Raw genomic sequence first — 4,970 nt, 5'->3', positions numbered from 1 at the left:
GCCGTCGAGCGGCTGGCCAAGGCGCTGGCCAAGGCCGAGACCGTCGACCGGCGCGAGCGCCCGGCCCGCATCATCGACCGCAGCACCGGGATCGCCGTACGTCCCACCCGCCGCACCTCTCAGGATCCTGGCGAGACCCGTCGAGTCTCGTAGTTGTACCCATTTGAGAGGGTGTCGGCATGAGTCAGCGCACCCTGGCGGGTCTCCTCGCCGTGCCGCTGCTCATCGCGCTCTGGGTCGTTGCCCTGACCGCGCCGCTGCCCTACGTGACCTACAAGCCCGGCCTCACCGTCGACGTGCTCGCGGAGGAGGGCGGCGAGGAGATCGTCGAGGTCGACGGCCAGCAGGCCTACCGCGACGAGGGCGAGCTGCGGATGACGACCGTCTACGTCACGCAGCCGCAGACCGACGTCCACCTGCTCGAGCTGCTGGAGTCGTGGGCGGACGGCGAGGAGGCGGTCTACCCCTACGACGCGGTCTATGCCCCGGACACCACCGATGAGGACTCCGACACCGAGGCCTCCGTGCAGATGGTCTCGTCCCAGGACTCCGCGATCGCGGTGGCGCTGAAGGCGCTCGGCCACGACGTGCAGCCCGTCGTCGAGGTGCTGCACGTGGCCAAGGGGCTGCCGTCCGACGGCAGGCTCAAGGTGCGTGACGTGCTGCTCAGCGTCGGAGGCCACCCGATCGAGACCCCGCAGGACGTGGTCGACGCCGTCGACGAGGCGCCCGTGGGGGAGCCGCTGTCGTTCGTCGTACGGCGCCGCGGCGAGGAGCGCACGATCCAGGTCACGCCGCGGATGGTCGACGGGGACAAGCGCGTCGGCATCTCGCCTGGTCCCGGCTTCACGTTCCCGTTCCAGGTGCGGGTGGACATCGGCGACCAGATCGGCGGCCCGAGCGCGGGGCTGATGTTCTCGTTGGCCATCTACGACACGCTCACCCCCGGCTCGCTGACCGACGGCAAGGTCGTCGCAGGCAGCGGCACCATCACCCCGGAGGGCCAGGTCGGCCCGATCGGCGGCATCCAGCAGAAGATCGCGGGCGCGGCGAACGCCGACGCGGGCCTATTTCTGGTCCCGGCGGACAATTGTGACGAGGCGTCCCGCGTCGAGACCGACGACATCCGGCTGGCCCGGGTGGCGACGTTCGACGAGGCCCTGGCCGCCGTCGAGGCGTGGGTGGACGACCCCGACGCCGACCTGCCCACGTGCAAGGAGGACCAGTGACCGAGCTGCCCCCGACTGAGCTCCCGCAGGACCCCGCGCTCGCCGCCGCCGTGCTGGAGATCGAGTCCCACGTCGCCGGCGGTGGCTGGGACCAGCCCGCCCGGCTCTACGCCCTCGTCGAGACCGCCCGGATCGTGGCCGAGCAGCCGGAGCTGGCTGCGGAGGCGGGCATCGACGCGCCTTCGCAGGACGGCTCCTTCACCCCGGTCGAGCAGGACCGGCTGCCCGACCAGCCGCTGGAGTCGACCCTGCAGGAGATCGTCTGGCCGCCCGAGGTGGACGCCGAGATCCCCGACGACCCGGTCGAGGCGGAGAAGTTCGCCCACGACCACCCGCTGCGGCAGGAGGTCCGCATCGTCGCCGGCGCCACGCGCGCCGGGGCGACGTACAGCGCCCTCCGGCTGCGGTCGCACGACGACGACCAGTCCGTGGTCGACGGCACCGACCTGGTGCCCGGCCTGCTCGACCTGCTGCTCGGCACGCTCGCCGAGGACCTCGAGCCCGACCTCCCCAGCGATCCCCAGGAGCAGTAAGTGAGCGGCATGTTCGAGCAGCAACCCCGGCGCCCGCAGCCCCCGGCGCCGCCGGGGCGTCCGGGCCGGTCCCGGGCCCTGGTGATCACGGCGGCGGTCCTCTTCGTCGGCTTCATCGCGCTCACCGCGTTCGCCTCCTTCTGGACCGAGCGGCTGTGGTTCCAGTCCGTCGGCTACAGCGGCGTCTTCACCACCAAGCTGTGGACCCGGGTCGGGCTCTTCCTCGTCTTCGGCGCCCTGATGGCCGCCGTGGTGGCGGTCAACATCGTGGTGGCCCACCGGTTCCGGCCGTGGCTGCAGATCGGGATGCCCGACCAGGCCAGCCTGGAGCGCTACCGCGAGGCCCTCGTGCCGGTCGGCGCGTGGGTGGTCGCGGGCGCCTCCCTGCTGGTCGGCGCCTTCGCAGGCGCCTCGGCGTCCAACCAGTGGCGCGAGTTCACGCTGTGGCGCCACGCCGTGCCGTTCAACCAGGAGGACCCCTACTTCAAGAACGACGCCTCGTTCTACGTCTTCGACCTGCCGTGGTGGCACTACGTCACCGACTTCGTGATGGCGACGACGGTGATCGGGCTGATGGCGGCCGCCCTGGTGCACTACCTGTACGGCGGCATCCGGCTGTCCGCCCCACCCCGGGACCGGCTCAGCGGAGCCGCCCAGGTGCAGCTGTCCGTGCTGCTCGGCGTCTTCGTGCTGGCCAAGGCGGTCGACTACTGGCTCGACCGCTACGACCTGGTCCACGCCGACGGCGGACTGGTCACCGGGTTCACCTACACGTCCGAGAACGCCGTCCTGCCCGCCAAGGAGATCCTGGCCGGCATCGCCGTCATCTGCGCGATCCTGTTCTTCCTCAACGTCTGGCGCCGCACCTGGATGCTGCCGTCGATGGGCCTGGCCCTGCTCGCGCTCTCGGCGATCCTGCTGGGCATGGTCTGGCCGGGCGTGGTCCAGCAGTTCCAGGTCAACCCGACCGAGGCGGACAAGGAGGCGCCGTACATCGCGAAGAACATCCAGGCGACCCGGACGGCCTACGACATCGACGGCGCCGAGATGGTGCCCTACACCCAGCCGACGGACACCCGCGGTGGCGAGCGCCTCGCCGACGACGCGATCGACACCCCCGGTGTGCGGCTGGTCGACCCCAACATCATCCCGGCGGCGTTCGAGCAGAGCCAGCAGGTGCGCGGCTACTACGCCGTCGCCGACGTGCTCGACGTGGACCAGTACGAGGTCGAGGGCCAGCCCCGCGACCTGGTGCTGGGCGTGCGCGAGCTCGACCAGGCAGGCATCGACGAGGGCAGCCAGAACTGGGCCAACCTGCACACCGTCTACACGCACGGCGACGGCATCATCGCGGCGTTCGGCAACCAGCGCCCGGCGGACAACTCGGCGCAGACCCGCGCGGGCAACGAGGAGCCGCGCTGGGCGCCTCCGCCGCGTGGCGACCTGACGGAGATCGTGGGCGACTACGAGTCGCGGATCTACTTCGGCGAGCAGTCGCCGACGTACTCGATCGTCGGCAAGCCGAGCGACGACGCGCCGGACCTCGAGCTCGACGTACCCCTGGGCGCGGGCGGCGAGGAGACCGACGAGAGCGGTGCCACCTCGACCTACGACGGCGACACGGGCGTGCGCGTGGGCGGGATCTTCAACAAGCTGCTCTACGCCGTGAAGTTCGGCGAGGCCAACATCGTGCTCTCCGACCGGGTGCACGAGAACAGCCGGATCCTCTACGACCGCGACCCGGCCCTGATGGTGGAGAAGGTCGCCCCGTGGCTCACGGTCGACGCCGACCCGTTCCCGGCCGTGGTCGACGGCAAGATCAAGTGGATCCTCGACGGCTACACCACCACCGACCGGTTCCCGCTCTCGCAGAAGGAGTCCTTCGACGAGATGACGGACGACGCGCTGGAGGACGAGAACGCCTTCCAGACGATCCCGACCGACAAGATCAACTACATCCGCAACGCGGTGAAGGTGACCGTCGACGCGTACGACGGGACGGTGACCCTCTACGAGTGGGACGAGGACGACCCGATCCTCAAGGCATGGATGGAGGCGTTCCCCGGCACCGTGGAGCCGCGCGACTCGATCCCAGATGCGCTGCTCGACCACATGCGCTACCCCGAGGACCTGTTCAAGGTGCAGCGCTACCAGCTGGCCAAGTACCACGTGGAGGACGCGAACCGCTTCTACCAGGCCAACGAGCAGTGGGAGGTCCCGGAGGACCCCAACTCGCGCTCCTCGAGCCTGCAGCCGCCGTACCGCCTCTCCGTCTCGACCGACGGCGAGCAGAGCCGGTTCTCCCTGACCTCGACCTTCGTCCCGGTCAAGCGGCAGAACCTCGCTGCCTACGTCACGGTCGCCGCGGAGGCGGAGGACCCCGACACCTACGGCAAGATCCGGATCCTCGACCTGACGGCCGGGACGACGGAGCAGGTGCAGGGCCCCGGCCAGGTGGCGGCGCGGATCAACGCCGACGAGACGCTGCAGCGCGAGCTGCTGAGCTTCACCAGCGGTTCGGACGCACAGGTGCAGTACGGCAACCTGCTGACCCTGCCCGTCGCCGACCGGCTGCTCTACGTCCAGCCGATCTACACGATCCGCGAGACGGGCCAGGGCTCCTTCCCGGTGCTGCAGTTCACCGCCGTCTCCTTCGGTGACGACGTCGGCTTCGGCGCGACGTTCCCGGAGGCGATCCGCGACCTGCTCGGCGTCGACGAGCCGGCGCTGGTCGAGCCACAGCCCGAGCCCGACGGTGGCCAGGGCGGGGGATCGGACGACCCGGCCGAGCGGGTGCGTGAGCTGCTCGACGAGGCGGAGACGGCGTACGACGCCGCCCAGGCCGCGCTCGCCGACCAGGACCTCGCGGAGTACCAGCGGCAGGTCGACATCGCCTCCGAGAAGGTCGCCGAGGCGATCGAGCTGGCCGACCAGCTCGGCACGCTCAACCAGGGAGGGCGCTCGCGCCGCTGAGCATCTCGGCTGCCACCCCCGATTTGGGTCCTGCTGCACCATCCCGTAGAGTTCTACTCACCGACGCGGGGTGGAGCAGCTCGGTAGCTCGCTGGGCTCATAACCCAGAGGTCGCAGGTTCAAATCCTGCCCCCGCTACCAAATCAGGCCCGGGATTCAGCGTGAATCCCGGGCCTGAAAGTTTTTGAGACTTGATCCATCCACCGCAAACCCTCCACTTTCCTCACTTCGGCGA

Annotated in this window: 3 protein-coding genes and 1 tRNA gene; all 4 read left to right on the top strand. The window is 70.1% G+C overall.

Annotated elements, in window-relative coordinates; translation table 11 throughout:
* The first annotated feature begins 179 nt into the window (after positions 1 to 179).
* The 4 genes from VLF38_RS09960 to VLF38_RS09945 all read left to right on the top strand — a co-directional run bounded on the left by VLF38_RS09960 (position 180) and on the right by VLF38_RS09945 (position 4,876).
* Complete coding sequence (locus VLF38_RS09960; RefSeq protein WP_325271107.1) at positions 180 to 1,229, top strand: YlbL family protein; 1,050 nt, start codon at positions 180 to 182, stop codon at positions 1,227 to 1,229.
* Complete coding sequence (locus tag VLF38_RS09955; RefSeq protein ID WP_325271106.1) at positions 1,226 to 1,762, top strand: PPA1309 family protein; 537 nt, start codon at positions 1,226 to 1,228, stop codon at positions 1,760 to 1,762. Before VLF38_RS09960 ends, VLF38_RS09955 begins: the two co-directional genes overlap by 4 nt.
* 9 nt (positions 1,763 to 1,771) lie before the next feature.
* On the top strand, positions 1,772 to 4,735 hold the full coding sequence (locus VLF38_RS09950) for a UPF0182 family protein (RefSeq protein WP_325271108.1): 2,964 nt from the start codon (positions 1,772 to 1,774) through the stop codon (positions 4,733 to 4,735).
* A gap of 64 nt (positions 4,736 to 4,799) precedes the next feature.
* A tRNA-Met gene (locus VLF38_RS09945) sits at positions 4,800 to 4,876 on the top strand.
* Positions 4,877 to 4,970: the final 94 nt, after the last annotated feature.

The sequence above is a fragment of the Nocardioides sp. genome (genome assembly GCF_035481145.1).
Classification (GTDB): Bacteria; Actinomycetota; Actinomycetes; order Propionibacteriales; family Nocardioidaceae; genus Nocardioides.
Note: the sequence above shows the minus strand (reverse complement) of the source record. Positions and strands in the feature narration are given on the sequence as shown.

Bases quoted from the DNA above. Each gene is read 5' to 3' on its own strand.
- VLF38_RS09960 (WP_325271107.1), top strand. From the start codon at position 180: ATGAGTCAGCGCACCCTGGCGGGTCTCCTCGCCGTGCCGCTGCTCATC.
- VLF38_RS09950 (WP_325271108.1), top strand. From the start codon at position 1,772: ATGTTCGAGCAGCAACCCCGGCGCCCGCAGCCCCCGGCGCCGCCGGGG.